The organism is Bacillus sp. FSL R7-0685 (assembly GCF_038002425.1).
In the GTDB taxonomy this organism is placed as follows: domain Bacteria; phylum Bacillota; class Bacilli; order Bacillales; family Bacillaceae; genus Bacillus; species Bacillus subtilis.
The window spans coordinates 1604986-1627620 of the sequence record NZ_JBBOCN010000001.1 but is presented as its reverse complement, the minus strand read 5'-3'; the positions used below and the strand labels follow the sequence as shown (position 1 = coordinate 1627620).

Annotated in this window: 19 protein-coding genes and 1 riboswitch; of the genes, 1 reads left to right on the top strand and 18 read right to left on the bottom strand. The window is 45.7% G+C overall.

The genetic code is table 11. The annotated features are described in order from the left end of the window. Window positions 1–29: 29 nt before the first annotated feature. Both MKY50_RS08585 and MKY50_RS08580 read right to left on the bottom strand, forming a co-directional pair. Complete coding sequence (locus tag MKY50_RS08585; RefSeq protein WP_015252115.1) at window positions 30–905, bottom strand: YicC/YloC family endoribonuclease; 876 nt, start codon at window positions 903–905, stop codon at window positions 30–32. An 82-nt stretch (window positions 906–987) separates the two neighbouring features. Beyond that, window positions 988–3660 (bottom strand): calcium-translocating P-type ATPase, SERCA-type, encoded by a 2673-nt coding sequence (locus MKY50_RS08580; RefSeq protein ID WP_015252116.1) that lies wholly within the window; start codon window positions 3658–3660, stop codon window positions 988–990. A 121-nt stretch (window positions 3661–3781) separates the two neighbouring features. On the opposite strand from MKY50_RS08580, the gene rqcH reads away from it, so the two are divergent. After that, the gene (gene rqcH, locus MKY50_RS08575; protein ID WP_029317786.1) at window positions 3782–5494 is read left to right on the top strand and encodes a tRNA modification protein RqcH; all 1713 of its coding nucleotides are present in this window, start codon (window positions 3782–3784) and stop codon (window positions 5492–5494) included. 39 nt (window positions 5495–5533) lie between these two features. On the opposite strand, the gene sirC is transcribed toward rqcH, so the two are convergent. From sirC to pyrP, 16 genes are all read right to left on the bottom strand, one after another. Next, a complete protein-coding gene (sirC, locus tag MKY50_RS08570) occupies window positions 5534–6022 on the bottom strand; it encodes a precorrin-2 dehydrogenase (RefSeq protein ID WP_341117301.1) in 489 nt (162 codons plus the stop codon). Beyond that, window positions 6003–6788, bottom strand: a complete 786-nt coding sequence (gene sirB, locus MKY50_RS08565) for a sirohydrochlorin chelatase (RefSeq protein ID WP_341116490.1) — start codon at window positions 6786–6788, stop codon at window positions 6003–6005. The genes sirC and sirB overlap by 20 nt, the downstream gene beginning before the upstream one ends. A gap of 2 nt (window positions 6789–6790) precedes the next feature. Then, window positions 6791–7564, bottom strand: coding sequence for a uroporphyrinogen-III C-methyltransferase (cobA, locus tag MKY50_RS08560; protein ID WP_003232095.1), 774 nt, complete (start codon window positions 7562–7564; stop codon window positions 6791–6793). A 98-nt stretch (window positions 7565–7662) separates the two neighbouring features. Continuing rightward, entirely contained in the window at window positions 7663–8256 is a 594-nt protein-coding gene (gene cysC, locus MKY50_RS08555) for an adenylyl-sulfate kinase (protein ID WP_015252120.1), read from the bottom strand. Window positions 8257–8268: 12 nt separating this feature from the next. Beyond that, window positions 8269–9417 (bottom strand): sulfate adenylyltransferase, encoded by a 1149-nt coding sequence (gene sat / locus MKY50_RS08550; protein WP_341116488.1) that lies wholly within the window; start codon window positions 9415–9417, stop codon window positions 8269–8271. 48 nt (window positions 9418–9465) lie between these two features. Further along, window positions 9466–10530, bottom strand: coding sequence for a sulfate permease (gene cysP, locus MKY50_RS08545; protein ID WP_029317784.1), 1065 nt, complete (start codon window positions 10528–10530; stop codon window positions 9466–9468). Between the two features lie 11 nt (window positions 10531–10541). Continuing rightward, window positions 10542–11243, bottom strand: a complete 702-nt coding sequence (locus tag MKY50_RS08540; RefSeq protein WP_029317783.1) for a phosphoadenylyl-sulfate reductase — start codon at window positions 11241–11243, stop codon at window positions 10542–10544. A gap of 161 nt (window positions 11244–11404) precedes the next feature. Beyond that, window positions 11405–11510, bottom strand: a riboswitch (SAM riboswitch). Window positions 11511–11654: 144 nt separating this feature from the next. Further along, entirely contained in the window at window positions 11655–12287 is a 633-nt protein-coding gene (gene pyrE / locus MKY50_RS08535) for an orotate phosphoribosyltransferase (RefSeq protein ID WP_341116484.1), read from the bottom strand. Next, window positions 12284–13003: an orotidine-5'-phosphate decarboxylase gene (gene pyrF / locus MKY50_RS08530; protein WP_173614079.1), complete on the bottom strand. Its 720-nt coding sequence runs from the start codon at window positions 13001–13003 to the stop codon at window positions 12284–12286. The genes pyrE and pyrF overlap by 4 nt, the downstream gene beginning before the upstream one ends. Continuing rightward, window positions 12972–13907 carry a dihydroorotate dehydrogenase gene (locus MKY50_RS08525; protein WP_230488517.1) on the bottom strand — a complete coding sequence of 312 codons (936 nt, stop codon included), beginning with the start codon at window positions 13905–13907 and terminating at the stop codon, window positions 12972–12974. The genes pyrF and MKY50_RS08525 overlap by 32 nt, the downstream gene beginning before the upstream one ends. Then, window positions 13907–14677 (bottom strand): dihydroorotate oxidase B electron transfer subunit, encoded by a 771-nt coding sequence (gene pyrK, locus MKY50_RS08520; RefSeq protein WP_014479746.1) that lies wholly within the window; start codon window positions 14675–14677, stop codon window positions 13907–13909. The genes MKY50_RS08525 and pyrK overlap by 1 nt, the downstream gene beginning before the upstream one ends. Continuing rightward, window positions 14674–17889 (bottom strand): carbamoyl-phosphate synthase (glutamine-hydrolyzing) large subunit, encoded by a 3216-nt coding sequence (carB, locus tag MKY50_RS08515; RefSeq protein WP_341116483.1) that lies wholly within the window; start codon window positions 17887–17889, stop codon window positions 14674–14676. The genes pyrK and carB overlap by 4 nt, the downstream gene beginning before the upstream one ends. Further along, on the bottom strand, window positions 17874–18968 hold the full coding sequence (locus MKY50_RS08510) for a carbamoyl phosphate synthase small subunit (RefSeq protein ID WP_212129464.1): 1095 nt from the start codon (window positions 18966–18968) through the stop codon (window positions 17874–17876). Before MKY50_RS08510 ends, carB begins: the two co-directional genes overlap by 16 nt. Further along, entirely contained in the window at window positions 18965–20251 is a 1287-nt protein-coding gene (locus tag MKY50_RS08505) for a dihydroorotase (protein WP_003232117.1), read from the bottom strand. The genes MKY50_RS08510 and MKY50_RS08505 overlap by 4 nt, the downstream gene beginning before the upstream one ends. Further along, window positions 20235–21149: an aspartate carbamoyltransferase catalytic subunit gene (locus MKY50_RS08500; protein ID WP_015383617.1), complete on the bottom strand. Its 915-nt coding sequence runs from the start codon at window positions 21147–21149 to the stop codon at window positions 20235–20237. The genes MKY50_RS08505 and MKY50_RS08500 overlap by 17 nt, the downstream gene beginning before the upstream one ends. A 145-nt stretch (window positions 21150–21294) precedes the next feature. Continuing rightward, complete coding sequence (gene pyrP / locus MKY50_RS08495) at window positions 21295–22602, bottom strand: uracil permease PyrP (RefSeq protein WP_015483210.1); 1308 nt, start codon at window positions 22600–22602, stop codon at window positions 21295–21297. Between the last annotated feature and the right edge of the window lie 33 nt (window positions 22603–22635).

Below are 22635 nucleotides of genomic sequence, written 5' to 3'. Positions count from 1 at the left end.
AGACCGTCTGTAAACAATACGCACAGTCACTATTCTATATTTTGCACTTGTTCTTTTATTTTTTCAATAGAACTTTTCATTTCAACGACAAGCTTTGTGATCTGATGATCATTTGCTTTTGAGCCGATCGTATTTGCTTCCCGATTGAGCTCCTGAACAAGAAAGTCGAGTTTGCGCCCGACAGCTCCGCCACTAGCTAATATATCACGAAACTGGGCGAAGTGGCTCTTCAGCCTTGTAATCTCTTCAGTGATATCAGAGCGGTCTGCAAAAATAGCGCATTCTGTTACAAGCCGGCTCTCGTCTAATACGTCTTCAGTCCATTCTTTGATTCTGGCGTACAGCCGTTCCCGGTAACGAGATACGACATCTGCAGCCAGCAATTCAGTTTCTCTCACCAGCTCTTCAAGCTGATCAATATGCATCAGGCAGTCTTTCGCTAAGAGCAGCCCCTCTTTTTCACGCATTTCACAGAGACCTTTTACCGCTTCTTCTGCAGCATCGATGATCAACGCCTCCAGCTTGTCATTTTGCGTCTGTTCTTCATGAATCTGGACGACATGATCAAGCTTAAAGAAATCCATTACATCGGGCTCTGCAGACAATTGATACCGCTTCTTCATATCTCTCGCGGCTGCGACAAACTCATCGAGCAGCGGCCAATCAATTTCAAGCCTTTTCTCAACAAGCATATCGCTGTCAACAGATACGAAAAGCTCAATTCTTCCGCGCTGAATATGCTGCAGAATGGTCTGTTTCAGCTTATCTTCAAAATATAGCAAAGGCCTTGGCAAACGAGCGTTCACTTCTTTAAATCTGTAGTTCACAGATTTAAGTTCAACGCTTACAGAGAGATCGTCTTGTGTTTTGCTTGCACTGCCGAAGCCTGTCATACTTCGTATCATTTTAAAACACCCAATTCTTCCCTGTTCTCATAATAAAAGGGCAATAGACACGCTATTACCCCTAAGATTATATCATATGAATTTATTTTTTTCTTGTTAAAAGTGACCCCGCCAGCAAAAAAGTAGGGATGGCGGACATACCGATGACGAGCATCCAGTCCCCCGGCGTGATGGCTACAGTATGGAAAATCGGCTGAAGCGGCGGATAGTAGATTACTACAAGCATCAGCAAAATGGATGACAATACCGCGCCGATTAAATACAGGTTTTGAAACGGATTTCTAGAGAAAACAGAAGTTTCGCTGCGGCAGTCAAACACGTGAATAAGCTGAGCGAGCACCAATGTGGCAAACGCGATCGTCTGGGCATAAGCTAAGTTTTCCGGATTGCGGTGGTACACAATGATAAACGCTAAAATAGTGGCAACTCCGATTAAAAATCCTCTGGAAACGACCTTCCATCCTAGCTTGCGGGCAAATACCCCTTCTTTCGGATGACGGGGCTTGCGCTTCATGACGTCTCCTTCGGGCTGATCCATGCCGAGCGCCATTGCCGGCAATCCGTCCGTCACCAAGTTGACCCACAAAATCTGAATCGGAACGAGCGGTAAAGGAAGGGCGAGTAGCATCGCAAACAGCATGACAAGGATTTCTCCGACGTTAGACGCCAGCAGGTATCTGATAAACTTCCTGATATTTTCGTAGATGTTCCTGCCTTCTTTTATCGCCGATTTAATCGTCGCAAAATTATCATCCACGAGAACAAGAGATGATGCTTCTTTGGCCACATCTGTCCCGGTAATGCCCATAGAGACGCCGATATCAGCTTGTTTAATGGCAGGAGCATCATTGACGCCGTCTCCCGTCATCGCCACAATATGCCCGTTCTCCTGATAGGCTTTTACGATTTTTAGTTTATGTTCAGGGGAAACGCGGGCAAATACATACACATCCTCCACCACATGAGAAAGCTCTTCTTGAGAAAGTTCATTCAGCATCTTGCCGTCCATGATTTTGCCGCTTTTCGGAAGGAGGCGCAAGTCTTTCGCTATCGCTTTAGCGGTTTCTACATGATCACCTGTAATCATAACGGTCTTAATTCCTGCTTCACGGCATTCTTTTATCGCCTGCCTGACTTCCGGCCGCGGGGGATCAATGATACCTGAAAGGCCAAGCATGGTCAGATCTTTTTCCGCCTGCTCCATTGACGGTGTTTCGCCTGCTTTTATCGGCCTGTAGGCGACCGCTATCGTTCTGAGTGCCTGTGATGCCAAATGTCTTAATACCGCCTCTGTTTCTGCTTTTCTTTCATTTGAAAAAAGAGCCGCTGAGCCGTCATAATAAATACGGGAAGATCGCTGCATCAGTACATCCGGTGCACCTTTTGTAATGATATAGCGCTTTCTGTCTTGATCCTCTACGATGACAGTCATCATTTTCCGTGCAGAATCAAACGGAAATTCTTCGACCACCCGGTAGTTTGATTCAACAAACTCCTTTGAAAAACCGCCTTTTCTTGCCGCGGTGAGCAGCGCTCCCTCTGTCGGATCTCCGTCAAGCACATATTCGCCGTCTCTTTTCTCAATATTGGAGTTGTTACAAAGCGCTCCGAACAGAAGCATCTGCTGAAGCGGCTTATGTTCATTGACACTGATCTCTTTTTCGTTTAGTGTGAAGCTTCCTTTCGGTTCATAGCCGGCCCCTGCCACTCTCCATGTTTTCCCTCCGGACCAGACATGTGTCACCGTCATTTTGTTTTGGGTCATTGTCCCTGTTTTATCTGAACAAATGATAGACGCACACCCAAGCGTTTCAACAGCAGGAAGCTTTCTAACAATGGATTTTTGTTTAATCATCCTCTGTACACCAAGCGAAAGCGCCACTGTCACAATCGCCGGCAGCCCCTCCGGAATAGCGGCTACCGCTAACGAGACACCTGCTAAAAACATACTGTACAGATCATGACCCTGAATAACACCGACAGCAACGACAAGTACGGTCAGAAGCAATGCAACAACAATCAAAATCTTCCCGAGCTGCTCCAGTCTTCTTTGCAGCGGGGTTGACAATGTCCCTGCTGATTCAAGCATGTCGGCAATTTTCCCCATAGCCGTATTCATTCCTGTCCCGACGACAACCCCCACACCGCTGCCGCGGGTCACAATCGTACCCATAAATGCCATATTGGTAATATCGCCAAGTGAAACATCCGGTTTTTTCAATTTATCAGCATGCTTCACAACCGGGATTGATTCCCCGGTTAGCGCTGATTCTTCTATTTCAAGGCTTCTCGCTTCAACAATTCGAACGTCTGCGCCAATTCTGTCCCCGCTCGTAAATTTCACAATATCACCCGGCACCAGTTCCTTAGAAGGAATCTTTGTCCAGCTTCCTTCCCTGAGTGCCATGACGTGCGGTGTTGAAAGCTCTTTTAAAGCCTGAAGAGATTGCTCAGCACGCCTTTCTTGAAAGAAACCGAGTATGCCATTCACAAACACAATCGCAATAATCGCAACCGCATCTACATATTCACCAAGAAAACCTGAGATTAACGTTGCCGCCAGAAGCACAAGCACCATAAAATCTTTGAACTGCGCGAAAAACAAGAGAAGCGCTGAAGTTTTTTTCCCTTCTTGCAGCTCGTTTGGTCCATGCTTGTCAAGGCGTTTTTTTACCTCTTTTTCTGTTAATCCTTGTTTCATGGACGTATTGGTTGCCTCTAGTAAATCTGTTTGTCCCATTTCATGAAACTTCATTCCGCTCGTCCACTCCCCTGCTCTCTTATAGAGATATCACTCTATAAGCATGCTTATTCTGACTCGTCCCATTTCATGCTATAATTATCGAATGCAGGAAGAATGAGAGGGTGTATTGCATATGTCGTTTGATGGCATGTTTACATACGGAATGACACACGAACTTAACGAGAAAATAATGGGCGGACGAATTACAAAAATCCATCAGCCATATAAGCACGATGTGATTTTCCACATCCGTGCCAAGGGAAAAAACCAAAAACTATTATTATCGGCACATCCGAGCTATTCACGGGTGCATATCACGGCACAAGCTTATGAAAATCCAAGCGAACCGCCAATGTTTTGCATGTTGCTGAGAAAGCATATCGAAGGCGGATTCATTGAGAAAATTGAACAAGCGGGCTTAGACCGCATCATGATTTTTCATATCAAAAGCCGAAACGAAATTGGCGATGAAACCGTACGAAAGCTTTATGTAGAAATTATGGGCCGCCACAGCAATATCATTTTGACTGACGCAGCAGAAAATGTGATTATCGACGGACTTAAGCATTTATCACCGTCAATGAACAGCTACCGTACAGTACTGCCCGGCCAAGATTATAAGCTTCCGCCTGCTCAGGACAAAATATCGCCTCTTGAGGTGTCAGAAGATGATATTTTGCGTCACCTCAGCTTTCAAGAAGGAAGGCTTGATAAACAAATTGTCGACCACTTTTCAGGCGTGTCTCCGCTTTTCGCCAAAGAAGCAGTTCACAGAGCAGGCCTTGCTAACAAAGTCACACTGCCAAAAGCGTTGCTGGCACTGTTTGCCGAAGTGAAAGAGCACCGTTTCATTCCCAACATTACGACTGTAAACGGAAAGGAATATTTTTATTTACTGGAGCTGACTCATCTAAAGGGCGAAGCGCGCCGTTTTGATTCATTAAGCGAACTGCTCGACCGTTTTTATTTCGGAAAAGCTGAACGAGACCGGGTCAAACAGCAGGCTCAGGATCTTGAGCGTTTTGTTGTGAACGAACGGAAGAAGAATGCCAACAAAATTAAAAAATTAGAGAAAACCTTGGAGTATTCGGAAAACGCGAAGGAATTTCAGCTTTACGGGGAGCTTTTAACCGCTAATTTATATATGCTGAAAAAAGGTGATAAACAGGCTGAGGTCATCAATTATTATGATGAAGAAAGCCCGACAATCACGATTCCTTTAAACCCGAACAAAACGCCTTCTGAAAACGCACAGGCCTATTTCACGAAGTATCAGAAAGCGAAAAATTCGGTCGCAGTTGTCGAGGAGCAAATCAGGCTGGCACAGGAAGAGATCGAATATTTTGATCAGCTGATTCAGCAGCTTTCGTCCGCTTCTCCCCGGGATATCAGCGAAATCAGGGAAGAGCTCGTAGAGGGCAAATATTTACGCCCTAAGCAGCAAAAAGGCCAGAAAAAGCAAAAACCGCACAATCCGGTGTTAGAAACATATGAATCCACCTCAGGGCTGACAATTTTAGTGGGTAAGAACAATCGTCAAAATGAATATTTAACGACAAGAGTGGCGGCCAGAGACGATATCTGGCTTCACACGAAGGACATTCCAGGCTCCCACGTTGTGATCAGAAGCAGCGAACCGGATGAGCAAACAATCATGGAAGCCGCGACAATTGCAGCTTATTTTTCAAAAGCTAAAGATTCAAGTTCAGTGCCTGTAGATTATACAAAAATCAGGCATGTCAAAAAACCAAACGGCGCGAAACCCGGTTTCGTCACCTATGACAGCCAGCATACCGTCTTTGTCACGCCTGATGCTGATACTGTCATCAAGCTCAAAAAAAGCTGAGCCGCATAAAGAAAAGCCAGAGCATTTGTATGCTCTGGCTTATTTCTTTCTTCTCACCTGATAAAGCCTGTTCACTTCAGCAACAAAATCGCCGTCAATCAGCTTATCCACGTTTTCAGCAAGCTCTTTCGTGTGCTTTGGACTGGCTCCGCTTGTAGAAACAGACACAGTGACATGCCCTCTTTTTACGATTTTCGGCATATATATATTGCCAAGCTCAGCGTCACTGACACAATTGACAAGCTGAAAAGGCGAAGCGGATTGGGCAATTTCTTTGTTCACTGCCGCATTATCCGTCGCAGCAATAATGAAGAAAGCATTGAGATAATCTTCTTTTTCAATTGTCCGTTTTTCCCATTTGATACGCCGCTCTTCTGCCATTTGCTTGATTTCCGGTTCCACATCCGGACTGACAAGCGTTATATCAGCTCCCTCAGAAATCACCGTTTTCAGCCTTCTGAGAGCGATGCTGCCGCCCCCCGCAATCACAACCTTCTTCTTTTCCAGGCTAATGTGCAGCGGAAGCATATGAACCTCCATCAAAATCAAATTGTCCCTCAGAATTTGCCGCAGTTTCTCTCACACGGTTCAAAAATGCGTTTTTCACATGAGGATGAAAACCGATATAGGAAGAGAGGTAGACGTTCGGATTATGGGCTTTTAATTTCTGAACCTCTCGTTCGATTTCATTCATCAGCATACCCATAAAAAGCAAATATGGAACGATAAAGGTTGTTGTGCCGTCATCTTTTTTAAGTTCTGAAAAAACCTCTTTGTAATTAGGGCCGCATGCTGTCAAAAAGCACGGAATGACTTCCTTCACTGGAACCATTTCCTGAAGAAGATTAGCAATTCCGGTTACGTCTCTTTTGACATCTGGATCTGAACTTCCCCTTCCGATGAGCACCACTCTGGCATTTTCATACGGAACACCTATGTCTTTCATTCGGTGATATACAGCCTTGACTACTTCTTCGTCAATCCCGATCGGCTTTCCGTATGAAATACGGACTGATGGATATCGAGATGCAACACGGACAATTTCTTCCGGAATATCATGTTTTGCATGCGCAGCTGTTAAAAGAAGCAGAGGCACCACTGCGATATGAGTGGCGCCTTGCTTCACACATGCTTCAAATCCTGTCTCAATTGTCGGCTCCTGAAGCTCTAAAAAGCTGATTTCTTGTACTGGCACAGAGATGTGGGCCTTGCATCCTTCCAAAAAGGCTGCGGCTTCTTGCTGCGCTTTTTTGACCCGGCTGCCGTGGCCGACATATAAAATTGCTTGTTTCATTTTTACAACGCCTCGCTTAAATCTTGTTTTTTCAGTTCAGATTCAAACCATTCCAGCTTATAGTGATAATTTACAACATTTCCAATGACAATTAAACTCGGATTTGTAATGTTTTCTTTTATCACCGTTTCTGAAAGGGTGTCAACTGTACAAAAAACAGATTTTTGCTTGTCCGTTGTCCCCCAATGAATAAAGGCTGCTGGCGTAGAACCGTCCCGGCCATTTTCAAGGAGTTTTCTTTCAATCTGCTGCACGTTTTTGATACCCATATAGATGACAAGTGTATCAATTCCTGTAGCCAGCGCTTTCCACTTTTCCTCAAAATCTTCTTCTTTTTTATAGTGACCCGTTACAAAAGCGACGTTAGAGCCCGCATCCCGATGGGTAACAGGAATCCCGGCATAAGCGGCTGCCGCGATTCCAGACGTAATGCCGGGAATGATTTCAAACGGAATTCCATTTTCAGAGAGGCATTCCGCTTCTTCCCCTCCTCTGCCGAACACAAAAGGGTCTCCGCCTTTCAGTCTGACAACCATTTTCCCTTTTTGCGCATACTTCACAAGAAATCGATTGATGGTTTCCTGCTTCATCGTATGAAAATCTGGAAGCTTCCCGCAGTAGATCAGGTCTGCTTGCTCTTTGGCATATTGTAAAATCTCTTTATTTACTAATCTGTCATATAAGATGACATCAGCTTTTTCAATGGCTTTCAGCGCTTTAATTGTCAGCAGATCAGGGTCACCAGGACCCGCTCCTACAATATATACTTTCCCCATCGTATTTCCCCCGATCTATTCGAGTTCTTCCAGAGCATTCGCTGTGATGATGTTCTCGCTTGCATTCCGGCATCTGAGAAGAACGCAGCAGATCATATTCAGCTCAATTTTTGTTTAACAAACTCGATCAGCTGATTTTTACACGCTTCACGGTCATGCTGTCCTGAATCAAGAACGAGCTCTGGAGCTTCCGGTTCTTCATAAGGAGAATCAATTCCTGTAAAAAACGGAATCTCGCCGTTTCTTGCTTTTTTGTAAAGCCCTTTCGGATCTCTTTGTTCACAAATATCAAGGTCGCATTTAATGTAGACTTCATTAAATTCGCCCGCTTCTACAAGCTCGCGAACCTGTTGTCTGTCCTCGCGGAAAGGAGAGATAAAAGCAGTAATCACAATGGTTCCCTGCTGAACAAAAAGCTTTGCCACCTCTCCGATTCGGCGGATGTTTTCTTTTCGGTCTTCATCAGAAAAACCAAGATCCTTATTTAAGCCGTGACGGATATTATCCCCGTCCAGCACAATCACTTGGTAGCCTTGCTCAAACAATTCTCTCGCAGCGGCGTTGGCAATCGTTGATTTGCCTGAGCCGCTTAACCCTGTCAACCAGAGAATGGAGCTTTTATGCTTGTTTTTTTGCTGGTACTCTTCTTTTGTGATAGAGGCTTCATGCCATACAATATCGCGATTTGTCACTGCCATTCCTCCTTAAGATACGCCTACTTCTTCTTTTTTCTTCATCCCTTTGATTAACACTTCTACGACTTCTTTTCGACTGAATTCAGCAGGCGGCAGCACACCGTCTCTCAGCATACCTCTTACCTTAGTGCCTGATAAAATGACGTGATGCTCTCTGCCATGAGGGCAAGTTTTCGCTGTTCCCATATTTCCGCATTTTTTACAGAAGAAGCTGTGCTCGAATTTCAGCGGTGTAATCCCGAGTTCTTCAGGTTTAAATGTGTCAAACAGCTCCTGTGCTTCGTATGTTCCGTAATAGTCACCTACACCTGCATGATCACGGCCGACGATGAAATGTGTGCAGCCGTAGTTCTTTCTGACAAGCGCGTGGAAAATTGCTTCTCTAGGGCCTGCATAACGCATCGCCGCTAAAAAGACACCAAGGAAAACGCGATCTTTCGGGTAATAATGATCAAGAAGCACTTGGTAGCTTTCCATCCGTACATCAGCTGGAATGTCATCAGATTTTGTTTCACCTACTAACGGATTCAAGAACAAGCCGTCTACTGTTTCAAGAGCCGTTTTTTGAATGTATTCATGCGCTCTGTGAACAGGGTTTCTTGTTTGGAAACCGACAATGGTTTCCCAGCCTTTTTCCGCAAACTGGCGTCTCGTTTCTGACGGTTCAAATGTAAATTCAGGGAACTGTTTTGAAGCTTTTTTAATCAACGTAATCGGCCCGCCGACATATGTATTGCCGCGGCTGAACAGCTTTTTAACACCAGGATGCTCCTGTTCATCTGTTTTGTACACATTGACAGCTTCTTTTTGTTTGTCAGGCACGTACAGATCTTCGATTTGGATAACGCCGTATGTTTCTCCTTCATACGTTAACTTTACCGTTTCACCAAGTGACAGTTCCGCTGCTTTTTGCGCATCGACCGGAAGCGTGATCGGAAGAGACCAGACAACGCCGGAAGAAAGACGCATGTTTTCGACTACAGATACGTAATCTTTTCCATTAAAGAAACCTTCAATCGGGCTGTATGCACCGATACCGATCAATTCCAAATCCGCGAAAGAAATTAAATCAAGTTCAATTTCTTTTTGGATGCCGCTCACATCATATGATTCATCTACTCTGTTTACTAATGTTCCTCCGTGTGGTGCTAAGCTCATAACATCCATCTCCTCCTAGTTAACTTATAAAATTACTCAGATTAATGATCAGATTCCCCCGCCTTGTTCGTGGACTGAGCGTCTCTCTTTACGAATGGCCTTTGTCAGGCTGACGGCACCGCCCGCCGCTAAAAGCACACTTACCATGATAAAGATCGAATAATAATCTGCTTTTAAAAACAAGGATACAAGCAGATAAGAAATCGATAAAGATAAAAACGGCGATACGATCCATACCTTCAGCATCGTTTGAACAACTTGTTTATGGAACACGTTCGGACCGTTTTTTGCCATGCCTATTCCGATAATAGACGATGACGTGACTTGCGCCAAGGGCACCGGCATCCCAAATACAGAACTGATGATCACCAGTCCAGCTCCTGTACCGGATAAGAGAATGCCTTCCCCTTTGGAGAATCTCGTAATTTTCTTCCCGTTTGTTTCTAACACACGCCGGCCTAATAACAGTGCGCCAAGAGCAACAAAAGCTCCCCCATACAAGGTTCCTTTTCCGACATCAAGCACACCGGCAGCTACTAACGGGCCAACAGCATTCGCCACGTTATTCATGCCGGCAGAGAATGCTTCGAAAAATCCGGCAACTAGCAAAACAATGCCGAGGATTTTTTGCTTTTTAGAAGATTTTACTTCAATCTTAAAATAACGAAACAGCTTAGATACGAAATAGGTGAAGCCGAAAGCGAACAGCGGGACAAAAACCCAAAATGACACAATGATCAGAAGATTGTTCACAAACAATACTTTATAAGCCACTCCCACGCCGACAACCGCGCCGACTGTTACTTCACTTGTCGACAAAGGTATGCCGAGCAGATTAGCAGTAAAGAGCGACAGGGCAGCAGCTCCAATAATGATGCAAACAATCGTCAGTGTAATCGTCTGCTCAGGAATAATGCCGGAGCTGATTGTTTTTACAACCTCGCCTCCGCCAATGACCGCCCCGGCAAAGACACCGACTGCGCATAGGATCAAAGCGTAGGTTTTCTTTTTGATGGCTCCGGAGCCGTAAGCAACCCCCATCGAAGCTGCAGCGCCGCTTGCACCAATATTCATCGCGAAAAACAAGCTAAATAAAATAGCGGCTAATTCCATTTTGCAGCTCCTTATTCATGCAGTCCGCATTCTGTTTTCGCCATACCATTCCATCTGCCTGAGCGCAAATCCTCTGCTGTAAAAGCGGGAGCAGTGCAAGGCGCACAGCCAATACTTGGATATCCTTGGTCATGAAGCGGATTGTAGTCCAGTTCATTCCGGGATGTGTATCTCCAAATGTCTTTCCAAGTCCAATGGATAAGCGGGCAAACTTTTACTGACTTGAATTTTTCATCTTTGTTTAAGAAATTCGTATTGGCACGGCTTGGCCCTTGATCACGGCGCAGGCCGGAAAGCCAGGCTGGATGTCCTGAAAGCGCCTCTCTTAAAGGAACGACCTTTCTAAGATAGCAGCACTGATTCGGCTCTCTTTCCCACAGTTTGTCACCATGTTCTTCGGCTTGTTCCTCAAGGGTGAGATCTGGTTTTTTCAGGATGATATTAAGACCCGGATAACGCTCTTTCACTCGTTCAATTGTTTCATAGGTTTCTTTAAAATGAAGTCCTGTATCAAGAAACACAATCTCTGCGTCTTTTTTCACTTTATAAATTAAGTCAATCAGAACGATTCCCTCAATTCCGAAACTGCAGGCATAAACAAGCTGATCGCCGTAATGGCCGTATGCCCATTTTAAAACTGACAGCGCTCCTTTATAAGGATCGTCTTCCGGAAATGTAATCGTTGGTTCTTCCCAATTATCATACGTTAACATTTCTTCTTTCCTCCTTTCGGAGACAAACAAACAGTAGCTTTCTGCCGGTTGTCTTTTCCCATGTAATGTGATTCGCGGCTGCTGATATACAGATAGCCTTTTTACCTCTTAAAATAAAAAACTTTCAATCCGGCGGAAAGAAAGACAGGAACAGCATGTAGCCCTTATCTTTCAAAATGGAATTCATTTTGCTGGAAGTAGCACCTTACAAACTTTGCAGGTTGCCGGGCTTCATAGGTCCAGTCCCTCAGCCGCTCTTGATAAGTTTTTAGATTTGTAGTAAATTTTAGCACAATTCTAACATAAGTCAACCCGACTTTTTTTATAGGATTAATAAAAAAACAGGCCTCACAGCCTGTTTTCAAGTACATCAAGGCTTTGAAGCCTCTTTATATCATTTGAATTTATTTTTTATTTTTTAAACCAATCTTTTGACTCGGGATTTCGTTTCCATGTTTGCAGCTTTTTTAGATCATCTGAATGAATATTTCCGTTTTCAAGCGCGACCTCTGTGAGCGTATCATAATCAGTTAATGAGTAGTATGGCAGTTCTGCCTTTGCGAAGGCTTCCTCCGCTTTAGGAAGTCCGTACGTAAAGATTGAGACGACACCAAGCACTTCACAGCCGGCCGCTTGTAAAGCTGCACAAGCTTCAAGCACACTGCCTCCTGTGGAAATTAAGTCATCAATGACAACTGTTTTTTGCCCTTCTTGCACAGCTCCCTCAATCTGATTGCCTTTTCCGTGCGCCTTCGGCTTGCTCCTCACATAACACATCGGAAGATTCAAACGGTCAGCCGCTAAAGCAGCATGAGGAATACCGGCAGTTGCTGTTCCCGCAATCATTTCAGCTTCAGGAAAATGCTCTTTGACAAGCTTGCTGATACCTGATGCGACATCGTTTCTGACCTCTGGGAAAGATAGCGTAAGGCGGTTGTCACAGTAGATTGGTGATAAAATGCCGCTTGCCCATGTGAACGGCTCGTTCGGGCGTAAAAATACAGCTTGGATGTCTAATAGATGTTTTGCGATGATTTGTTTCAAGATTTGATTCCCTCCCATTCAAGTCTGACAGCCTTATAGGCTTTTACCGGGTCTTCCGCTTTTGTAATCGAGCGTCCTACTACAATCGCTGATGAACCTTTCTCTCTTGCAATGGCAGGCGTCGCCACGCGGACTTGGTCATTCGCAGCGTCCTCTGACATTCTGATCCCTGGAGTGACAGTCAGAAATGAAGGCGACACCGCTTGGTAAATGGCTTTTGCTTCATGAACAGAGCAGACCACTCCATCCAGTCCGCTTTCTTCCGCCTTTTTGCTGTAGTGCACAACCGTATCAATCAGAGACTTTTCGATCAGCAGTTCATCTTTCATTATTTGTTCAGATGTGCTTGTCAGCTGGGTTACCGCGATAAGTGACGGACGTTTTTTTCCGGCCGGCGTACCTTCTTCTAAGCCTTCGAGAGCTGCCTGCATCATTCTTTTGCCCCCAGCCGCATGAACATTGACGAGGTCTACGCCGAGACTGGCAAGGCGCTTCATCGCTTTGTTTACAGTGGTCGGGATGTCATGAAGCTTGAGATCTAAAAACAGCTCGCAGTTTCTTTCTTTTAATTGTTTCACGATAGATGGCCCTTCTTGATAAAAAAGCTCCATTCCAACCTTTACAAATAATGGTTCTTGATGAAAAGGCGCTAAGAACGCGAGTGTTTCTTCAGCTGATGCAAAATCAAGCGCGATGATGGGCAGGTTGTTTTTCATGATTCCAGCTCCTTCCGATGCATTCTTCAATTGATTGATAGCCGTATTGGCGCAAAACAGATGGGAGCTGTTCAATAATCTCTGGACAGGCAAAAGGATTCACAAAGTTTGCTGTTCCGACAGCGACTGCGCTTGCTCCTGCGAGAAGAAATTCCAGGGCATCTTCAGCCGTTTGCACGCCTCCCATTCCGATAATCGGGATGTTGACCATCTGGCTGACTTCATACACCATGCGAATGGCAACCGGCTTCACAGCAGGGCCCGAAAGTCCCCCTGTTTTATTCGCTAATATCGGTTTGCCGGTTTTTAAATCGAGTCTCATGCCGATTAGTGTGTTGATCATCGTAAGACCGTCCGCTCCCGCTTCCTCGATCGCTAATGCAATTTCTGTGATATTAGCCACGTTCGGGGATAGCTTCACATAAACGGGTACATCCGAAACCTCTTTCACCGCTTTTGTCAAATCGGCAGCCATTTCAGGATTCGTGCCAAAAGCGATTCCGCCTGTTTTCACATTCGGGCAGGAAATATTCAATTCAAGAGCATGAACATTAGGCGCTTTGCTGATATGTTCTGCGACTTCAACATAATCATCGACTTGAGAACCTGCGACATTGGCAATGATCGGTGTATCAAACTGCTCAAGCCACGGCAGCTCATGATGCAACACACTAACCAGCCCCGGATTTTGGAGACCGATCGCATTGAGCATTCCAGCACCAGTCTCAGCTACCCGCGGCGTCGGATTCCCAAAGCGCGGCTCCTTTGTCGTAGCCTTAATCATGATAGCTCCAAGACAAGACAAATCATAAAAACGTGAAAATTCTTTTCCAAAACCGAAGCAGCCTGATGCAGGAATGATTGGGTTTTTCAAATCAAGTCCCGGCAATTTCACCTCTAGCATTACAGCGCCACCTCCTGAGCTTTAAATACAGGCCCGTCGAGACATACTTTTACATAGGATGTCTCACTTTCGTTTGTATGGCACACACACGCGAAGCATGCGCCGATTCCGCAGCCCATTCGTTCCTCCATGGACAGATATACTTCTTTATGGGCATATTCCTGTTTTAACGCCTTGAGCATCGGTGTCGGCCCGCAGCTGAGGAGGATATCAAACTCTAGATTTTTCCGTTTAATCACATCTGTGACAAATCCGGTTTCCCCGTAGCTTCCGTCAGCTGTTGCCACATACGTGTCTCCGTACTGCCGGCATTCTTCCTCGTAAAAAACATCCTTTGCCGATTGGAATCCTAAAACGTGGATGACATTTACCCCTTTTTCAATCAAGCGTTTCGACAGCTCTTGGAGAGGCGGCACACCTACTCCGCCTCCTACCAGCAAAGCCGTCTTTCCGGGTTGAACTTCATTAACAGGAAAGCCATTTCCCAAAGGCCCGAGGACATCCACAAGTTCTCCCTGCTGCTTCAGTGACAAGAGTCTTGTCCCTTCCCCATCTACCCGATAAATGATGGTGACTTCATTTTTTTCAAAGTTGACGTCTGCGATGCTGATCGGCCTTCTCAAAAGAGGCGTAACCGCTTCGCTCACTTTAAGATGAAGGAACTGTCCAGGGGTTGTAAACCCTTGGACAAGCTCCCCTTTCAGAACCATTTGAAACACCCGGTCTGCAATTTGCTGGTTAGAACATACTGTCAAATACGCTTTTTTCATATAGTGACTGCCGCCTCCTGATTTGTGTTGACTGCCGGCATTTGATCAGCACGGAATGTCATGCTTTCCAGCACTCGCAATATCGCCTCTGCCGTATCTAAAGATGTTAGGCAGGCAACACCATTTTCTACTGATTCACGTCTGATTCTAAAACCGTCTCTTGCCGGCTGCTTTCCTTTTGTCAGCGTATTGATGACAAACTGCGCTTCTCCGTTTCTAATGACATCAAGCAAGTTCGGGCCATCCTGACCGATTTTTCCGACGACCTTCGCTGGAATGGAAGCTTCTTTCAGGTAGCCTGCCGTTCCTTCCGTCGCTAAAATGTTGTAGCCGATCGCGTGGAACCGCTTAGCAATGGCAAGCCCTTCTTCTTTGTCCTTATCAGCTACTGTTAAAAGCACGGAACCGTAGTTCGGGATTTGAATACCTGAAGCAATCAAGGCTTTGTAGAGCGCCTTTTCAAGTGTCGAATCTTTCCCCATGACTTCACCTGTTGATTTCATTTCAGGCCCTAACGTAATATCCACTCTTCTCAGCTTGGCGAAGGAGAAGACCGGCGCTTTTACAAATACACCTTGCTGTTCAGGCTGAAGGCCCTCTGTATAGCCAAACGCAGCCAGCTTTTGACCAAGAATGATTTTTGTTGCGAGATTCGCCATCGGGATACCCGTAATTTTGCTTAAAAACGGTACGGTTCTGCTTGATCTCGGATTCACTTCTAGCACGTACACCTCGCCTTGCGACAGGACGAATTGAATATTGAGCAAACCGACAATATTCAGCCCTTTAGCCAATGCGATCGTGTATTGTTCAATTTTTTTCTTAATATCCTCTGTGAGAGACTGAGGCGGATAAACAGCGATCGAGTCTCCGGAGTGAACGCCCGCACGTTCAATGTGCTCCATAATTCCCGGAATGACGACTGTTTCACCGTCGGATACTGCATCGACTTCAATTTCTTTTCCGGTCAAGTATCTATCAATTAATACAGGGTGCTGCGGATTGATTTTGACTGCATTTTTCATGTAATGAAGCAGTTCCTCTTCATGGTACACAATCTCCATCGCCCGGCCGCCAAGTACATAGGAAGGACGCACCAGTACCGGGTAACCGATATCACTTGCGATGCTTACCGCCTGATCAACTGATGTCGCTGTTTTGCCAAGCGGCTGCGGAACACCAAGTTCTCCAAGCGCTTGTTCAAATTTATCCCGGTCTTCTGCACGGTCTAAATCTTCTAATGAAGTTCCAAGGATTTTCACTCCGCGTGCAGAAAGCTCGTCAGCAAGGTTAATCGCAGTTTGTCCGCCAAATTGTACGACAACGCCCATTGGCTGTTCGAGGTCAATGATGTGCATGACATCTTCAATCGTAAGCGGTTCAAAATACAGCTTGTCTGAGATGCTGAAGTCTGTTGAAACGGTTTCCGGGTTGTTGTTGACAATAATGGCTTCATAGCCTGCTTGTTTAATTGCCCATACAGAGTGAACCGTCGCATAGTCGAACTCGACACCCTGACCGATTCGAATCGGACCCGAACCAAGCACCATCACACTTTTCTTATCTGTAACGACAGATTCATTTTCTTCTTCATATGTGCTATAGAAGTATGGCGTTTCTGACTCAAATTCCGCCGCGCACGTATCTACCATTTTGAATACCGGCGCAATCCCCGCTTGTTTTCTCAAGCTGTAAAGCTCAGATTCTTTCATTTTCCATTCACGGCTGATGTACTGATCAGAGAAGCCGAGTTCTTTTGCCCGTCTCAGCACATCTGTATCGCCCGCATTGGCCTTCAATTCTTTTTCAAACTGTACGATTCCGAACAGCTTATGCAAGAAGAAGACATCGATAGCGGAAAATTCATGGAGGTCTTCTACCGTGTAGCCTCTTCTGTACGCTTCAGCTAAGTAGAATAAGCGTTCATCACCGGCCTTTTTAATTCGCTTTTCAAGAAGCTCATCTGAAATGTCAGCGGCGTCCTTCAATTCAAGATGATACACATCCGCTTCCAGTGATCGCACTGCCTTCAGCAATGACTCTTCAAGCGTGCGGCCGATTGCCATGACCTCACCTGTCGCTTTCATTTGCGTGCCAAGCTTTCTGTTTGCTGATTCAAACTTATCAAACGGCCAGCGCGGAATTTTGGATACGACATAGTCAAGAGCAGGTTCAAATGCTGCATATGTTTTTCCTGTCACCGGGTTCATCATTTCATCTAATGAAAGTCCGACTGCAATTTTAGAAGCGAGCTTTGCAATCGGGTACCCCGTTGCTTTTGATGCAAGGGCAGATGAACGGCTGACACGCGGATTTACTTCAATAATGTAATATTGGAAGCTGTCTGGATCTAAGGCGAGCTGGACATTACATCCGCCTTCGATCCCAAGCGCGCGAATCAGTTTTAACGATACATTCCGCAAGAGCTGATATTCGCGATCGCTGAGCGTTTGGCTCGGCGCAACAACAATACTGTCTCCAGTATGGATTCCAACTGGATCAATGTTTTCCATGTTACAAACGACAATGGCGTGATCCTGGCTATCTCTCATGACTTCATACTCGATTTCTTTATAGCCGGCGATGCTTTTTTCAAGCAGACATTGGTGTACCGGGCTTAATTTCAAGCCGTTCTCAACGATTTCTTTTAACTCTGTTTCATTCGAGCAGATGCCTCCGCCTGTTCCGCCTAATGTATATGCCGGGCGGACAATGACAGGGAATCCAATTTGACTGACGAATTTTTCTGCTTCTTCAAGGGAGTGGATAATCTCACTTTCAGGCACCGGTTCATTCAGTTCATTCATTAATGTTCTGAACAAGTCACGGTCTTCAGCTTGCTGAATCGCAGACAGTTTCGTGCCAAGCACTTCGACGCCGCATTCTGCCAAAACGCCTCTTTCAGAAAGCTCAACCGCAAGATTCAAACCGGTTTGGCCTCCGAGTGTAGGAAGAATGGCATCCGGGCGCTCTTTTCTGATGATTCGTGTCAGGAATTCAGGTGTGAGCGGTTCGATGTAAACCCGGTCAGCCATTTCTGTATCTGTCATGATCGTGGCAGGGTTTGAGTTGACAAGGATGACTTCATAGCCTTCTTCTTTCAAAGCAAGACAGGCTTGTGTTCCCGCATAGTCAAATTCTGCTGCTTGGCCGATGATGATCGGTCCAGATCCGATTACTAAAATTTTGTTAATGTCTACGCGTTTTGGCATACCGCTTCCCCTTCTTTCTCTGTTGTTTCGATCAATTCGATGAATCTGTCAAATAGATGGTTGGCATCCTCAGGACCAGGTGAGGCTTCGGGATGATATTGAACCGTAAATGCCGGCAATGTTTTATGCTTCAGCCCTTCAATCGTATCGTCGTTAATTGCGATATGCGTCACTTCCAGTTCTGTTTTACTGATAGACGAAACTGTATATCCATGGTTTTGAGATGTTAAGGCAACTTTTCCTGTAGCCAGCTCTTTTACCGGGTGGTTTGAGCCCCTGTGTCCGAATTTCATTTTTTCAGTATTCGCCCCGCACGCCAGCGCGAATAATTGGTGGCCAAGACATATTCCGAATAATGGCACTTTTCCAAGAACACCTTTAATCATTTCAATCGCTTCAGGCACATCCTTCGGGTCTCCAGGTCCGTTAGAAAGCATGATACCGTCCGGTTTCAGCTGAAGCACCTCTTCCGCTGTAATGTTGTAAGGCACAACGATGACGTCACATTTCCGTTTGTTCAGCTCTCTTAGAATTCCGTGTTTCATGCCGAAGTCAACCAAGACGATGCGTTTGCCTCTTCCCGGGCTCGGATATGCTGTTTTTGCTGATACTTGGGATACTTGATTTCTTGGCAATTCCGTTTCGTTCAGTCTTTTCAGCACTGCTTCGATATCTTCATCAGATGAAGCGAATGTTCCTTTTAGCGCGCCTGCCGTGCGGATCATTCTTGTCAGCTTCCTTGTATCAATCCCCTGGAGTCCGGGAATGTTTTTCATTTTTAAATACTCGTCTAAGGTGTATGCTGAACGCCAGTTGGAAGGCAGCTCACATAATTCTTTGATGATCAGCCCTTTTACAAAAGGGGTAATGGATTCAAAATCATCACGGTTAATGCCGTAATTTCCGATAAGCGGGTATGTTAATGTTACGATCTGCCCGCAGTAAGAAGGGTCAGATAAAATTTCCTGATAGCCTGTCATCCCAGTATTAAAAACGACTTCTCCCATGTTGTGTTCTAAGCTTCCGAAGGCTTCTCCCTCGAATACCGCTCCGTTTTCCAGTACTAATCGTCTCTTCATTTGACAAGTCTCCCCTCTTCATAAGCAAGCTTCCCTGCCGCAATTGTAGCGACCGGCCAGCCGGTGCAGCTGATGCCGTTGAATGGTGTATTTTTTCCTTTTGATAAAAATGTCTCTTTGTCTATAACTGCTTCTTTTTCTAAATCGATTAACGTAATGTCCGCAGCTTGCCCCGTTTGTAATGTTCCATATGGGAGACCGAACGCTTCGCATGGCTTGATTGTCATGTAGTCAATCAACTGCTTCAGCGACCAGCTGCCATTTTTGACAAAGTGTGTGTAAAGAAGCGGGAATGCTGTTTCTAAGCCGACAATTCCGAATGGCGCCAGTTTCATTTCTGTGTTTTTCTCTTCTTCCGTATGCGGTGCATGGTCTGTTGCGATAAAATCAATTGTTCCGTCTAAAAGACCTTCAATTAAAGCAGCTCTGTCTTCTGCACTGCGGAGCGGCGGATTCATTTTATAGTTTGTGTCCAGCCCCGGGATGTCCTCATCACAAAGCAGCAAATGATGCGGCGACACTTCTGCTGTCACTCTGATTCCCGCTTTTTTCGCATCGCGTACAACTCTGACAGATTCTTTCGTGCTGATATGGCATACATGATAATGGCAGTTTGCCGCCTCAGCCAGCAGCACATCGCGGGCAATATGAACCGATTCACACACAGAAGGAATGCCGTTTAGCCCGTTCGCTTTGGAGAATGTCCCCTCATGTACGCTTCCTCCGTAAATTAAGGAGTTGTCCTCGCAATGTGCAACAATCGCTTTGTCAATTGCAGCTGCCCGTTTCATCGCTTCATACATCATGCCTGCTGTCTGTATACCAACGCCGTCATCTGTAAAAGCAAATGCCCCGGCTTCTTTTAACGCTTCAAAGTTTGTCATTTCATCGCCGATTTGCCTGATCGTAATGGATGCATATGGAAGAACTCTGACGCATGATGTTTCTTTAATTCTGTTTTGCACCCATTCCATCTGCTCCTTTGTATCAGGAACCGGCCGCGTATTCGGCATTGCTGCTACTGTAGTATAGCCGCCGCGTGCCGCTGCTTTTGCCCCGGTTTCAATAGTTTCTTTTTTTTCTCCGCCCGGCTCTCTGAAATGCACGTGGAGATCAACAAACCCAGGTGAAACGAGCAAACCTTTTGCATCAATTACCGTTTCATTATCCGTTGCATCAAGCTTGCCGATTGCGGTGATGGTTTCTCCAGTCACTCGGATATCCGCTTCTGTTTTTTCACCATTTTCGTTTAGTATCCAGCCGTTTTTAATGAGATATGACATACGCTGCTTCTCCTCTTTTCACATTGGTTTGTAAGGCACGCTGTATCACTGCCATTCTGATAAATACGCCATTTTGCATTTGCTTGAAGATTCTTGATTTTTCGCTTTCTACTAAGCTGTCATCAATCTCCACTCCTCTGTTTACCGGAGCAGGATGCATGATGATCGCATGCCGCTTCATACGCTCAGCCCGTTCTACGGTCAAGCCGTATTTGTTTAAATAGCCTTCCTGGCTGACAGCGGACTGATGTCGTTCATTTTGAATGCGCAGCAGCATGACAACATCGGAAGACTCAACTGCTTCATCCATTGAGACATACGTGCCGAATGTATTTTCTTCATCCTGCCATTCCGAAGGGCCGGAAAATAGGACCCGGGCACCCAATCTTGTCAACACTTCCGCATTTGACCTTGCCACTCTGCTATGCTTGATGTCGCCGTGAATGGAGACGGTAAGCCCTTTGAACGTATTGAACTCTTCATAAATCGTCATTAAATCAAGCAGTGATTGTGTCGGATGCTGGCCACATCCGTCTCCCGCATTCAGAATCGGAATGTTCACCTGGCTGACAAGCTCTTCATAATATTCATCCTCACTGTGCCTGATGACGCAGACGTCCACACCTATTGATTCGAGCGTCCGGATCGTGTCATATAAGGTTTCGCCTTTTTGCACGCTTGTGCTTGTTCCATCAAGGTTGAGCACATTCATGCCCAGCTTTTTTTCTGCGACCTCAAAGCTGAACCGCGTTCTCGTGCTCGGTTCGAAAAATAGGTTTGCGGCAAACTTTCCTGTAAGCTGATTGTCTGTTTTTCCGCTTTTGAGCTCTTGTGCTGTTTGAAGCAAATCTTTGATTTCCTCAGTGCTGAGTTCACTCATCGTCGTTAAATGCTTCATGTTCTTTCCCCTCTCTTTTCAACTTAAGGCTGAAAAAAAACCCCGGTCTAAGATAGACTCGGGGTATGGTTAAATAGAGGGCAGCATTGAAGCTTCCTTCTCTTCATAACCCTTCCAAGCCTCTCTGGACTTTCATTAAAAGGTTTTAGATATGATGTTGTTCAGATGTGTCTGCCTGCTCTTCCTTCGCCTGCGGAAGAATCAGGTTTAAGATGACACCGACAATTGCGGCAAGCGCCATTCCTGACACTTGGAATCCGCCTTGAGATACTTGGATAAAAGCGCCTCCTACACCGATGACAAGGATTACTGATGTAATAATGAGGTTTCTGTTGTTTTCATAATCAATTTTGTTGTCAATCAGCATTCTCAGGCCGCTTGAAGCAATGATTCCGAACAGCAGGAAGGAGACGCCTCCCATGACCGCTGACGGCACTGAACTGATCAGCGCTGAAATTTTGCCGATAAAGCCGAAGCAACAGGCAATCACTGCCGCTCCTCCGATGACAAAGACGCTGAATACTCTTGTGATGGCCAGCACGCCAATGTTTTCTCCGTAAGTCGTTGTCGGAGGGCCGCCGATCAGAGAAGCAAGAATTGTCGCCACGCTGTCACCCATAATGGAGCGATGCAGTCCCGGCTTTTTAATGAAGTCTTGTCCGACAACCTTGCTCAGCACCATTTGGTGGCCGATATGCTCTGACATTGTGACAAATGCGACAGGAACCATTGCGGCTGCGATGCCGAGTGTAACTGACGGTGAATAATCTTTGAACGGAATGATAAATTCAGGCACTGCAAACCATTTCGCGTCAAGCACCGGCTGGAAGTTGACAATCCCTTGAGTAAGGGCGAACAAGTATCCGCCGATGATTCCGATCAGAACCGGAATCAGGCTTAAAAATCCTCGTAAGAAAATCGCACAAATAATCGTGATTGCCAGCGTAACTCCTGCGACACTAAAGTGCTTTAAGCTGTAGACCAACTCACTCGCGTTTGGATCAGCATACATCGCCATGTTTACCGCAGTGCTTGCCAGTCCCAGCCCGATGACGATAATAACAGGCCCTACGACTACAGGCGGGAGAATCTTCATCAGCCATCCTGTTCCAAGCTGCCTAATCAATAAGGCAATCAGCCCGTACACCAGCCCTGCAAGAAACGCCCCAACCATTGCCGCTCCCGGCCCGCCGGTCGCTTTTACCAGAATGATCGGAGAAATAAAGGCGAAGGATGAACCGAGATACGCCGGAATTTGCCCTTTCGTAATAAGAAGGTACGCCAGTGTTCCGATGCCGCTTGTCACCAACGCCACAGCAGGACTCATTCCGACGAGCTTCGGAACCAAAATGGTTGAGCCAAACATGGCAAACAAATGCTGAAGGCTGAATGAAACCCAAGAGAAAGGTGTCGGGACATCCCTGACCCCTAAATTTACTTTTTTCTTACTCATGATGATTTCCCCCTGATTGTTGACTTTCATTTT

Excerpts from the sequence above, each read along its gene's own strand:
- MKY50_RS08585 (WP_015252115.1), bottom strand. The coding sequence starts at position 905 with ATGATACGAAGTATGACAGGCTTCGGCAGTGCAAGCAAAACACAAGAC.
- MKY50_RS08580 (WP_015252116.1), bottom strand. The coding sequence starts at position 3,660 with ATGAAGTTTCATGAAATGGGACAAACAGATTTACTAGAGGCAACCAAT.
- rqcH (WP_029317786.1), top strand. The coding sequence starts at position 3,782 with ATGTCGTTTGATGGCATGTTTACATACGGAATGACACACGAACTTAAC.
- sirC (WP_341117301.1), bottom strand. The coding sequence starts at position 6,022 with ATGCTTCCGCTGCACATTAGCCTGGAAAAGAAGAAGGTTGTGATTGCG.
- sirB (WP_341116490.1), bottom strand. The coding sequence starts at position 6,788 with ATGAAACAAGCAATTTTATATGTCGGCCACGGCAGCCGGGTCAAAAAA.
- cobA (WP_003232095.1), bottom strand. The coding sequence starts at position 7,564 with ATGGGGAAAGTATATATTGTAGGAGCGGGTCCTGGTGACCCTGATCTG.
- sat (WP_341116488.1), bottom strand. The coding sequence starts at position 9,417 with ATGAGCTTAGCACCACACGGAGGAACATTAGTAAACAGAGTAGATGAA.
- cysP (WP_029317784.1), bottom strand. The coding sequence starts at position 10,530 with ATGGAATTAGCCGCTATTTTATTTAGCTTGTTTTTCGCGATGAATATT.
- MKY50_RS08540 (WP_029317783.1), bottom strand. The coding sequence starts at position 11,243 with ATGTTAACGTATGATAATTGGGAAGAACCAACGATTACATTTCCGGAA.
- pyrF (WP_173614079.1), bottom strand. The coding sequence starts at position 13,003 with ATGAAAAACAACCTGCCCATCATCGCGCTTGATTTTGCATCAGCTGAA.
- MKY50_RS08525 (WP_230488517.1), bottom strand. The coding sequence starts at position 13,907 with ATGCTAGAGGTGAAATTGCCGGGACTTGATTTGAAAAACCCAATCATT.
- pyrK (WP_014479746.1), bottom strand. The coding sequence starts at position 14,677 with ATGAAAAAAGCGTATTTGACAGTATGTTCTAACCAGCAAATTGCAGAC.
- carB (WP_341116483.1), bottom strand. The coding sequence starts at position 17,889 with ATGCCAAAACGCGTAGACATTAACAAAATTTTAGTAATCGGATCTGGA.
- MKY50_RS08510 (WP_212129464.1), bottom strand. The coding sequence starts at position 18,968 with ATGAAGAGACGATTAGTACTGGAAAACGGAGCGGTATTCGAGGGAGAA.
- MKY50_RS08505 (WP_003232117.1), bottom strand. The coding sequence starts at position 20,251 with ATGTCATATCTCATTAAAAACGGCTGGATACTAAACGAAAATGGTGAA.
- MKY50_RS08500 (WP_015383617.1), bottom strand. The coding sequence starts at position 21,149 with ATGAAGCATTTAACGACGATGAGTGAACTCAGCACTGAGGAAATCAAA.
- pyrP (WP_015483210.1), bottom strand. The coding sequence starts at position 22,602 with ATGAGTAAGAAAAAAGTAAATTTAGGGGTCAGGGATGTCCCGACACCT.